Source organism: Bartonella vinsonii subsp. vinsonii, from assembly GCF_902825235.1.
Taxonomy (GTDB): domain Bacteria; phylum Pseudomonadota; class Alphaproteobacteria; order Rhizobiales; family Rhizobiaceae; genus Bartonella; species Bartonella vinsonii.
On record NZ_CADEAJ010000052.1, the window covers coordinates 1 to 541 of the forward strand.

Consider the following 541-nt stretch of genomic DNA (forward strand, 5'->3'; position numbering starts at 1 on the left):
ATTGAATAAAGAGTTTTGCAGGATTAGGATTATTGTTTAAGGGTGGAAAGGGTTTTAATTTTTGCTTTATGGGGGTGGGATAAGCGTTTAGTGGCATAGAATAAATATGGGGAAAAGATTTTTTACACTTGAGTGAGAACAAGATATTGTGCTATTCGCAGCTGTCTTTGAATAGTCATTGCGTTTTGATCAAGTATTTTAGTTGCTTTTAAAGCAATGCTTACAGAAAAAGCAAAAGTGGGGGGCAATCTGTATTGTTTTTGGGATTTTTACGCCAAAGTTCTCTTTTGAGAATTTTTCGTGCCATTTTTGTTTTATTGGGCATGTTTACAGGTGTAAGTGTTTATGCGCGCTCCTTAGCTTTTTTACACTCCCCTACAGATAATTTTTCTCGCCAACAATCTGAGAAGCAACGATTAGAAAGAATTGAGAATTTACGCGCTTTAACGCCTAAAAGGATCAAGACGCCTTCAGAGCAAAATCCAGAAACGCTTTTGGGTGGGAAACAATGTTTTCCAATTCATGCTATTGTTGTTGAGGG

1 pseudogene is annotated in these 541 nt (G+C 37.0%); it reads left to right on the forward strand.

The features are described from left to right. Nucleotides 1-254 precede the first annotated feature (254 nt). A pseudogene (locus J7R12_RS08645) lies at nt 255-541 on the forward strand (ShlB/FhaC/HecB family hemolysin secretion/activation protein); the annotation flags it as partial.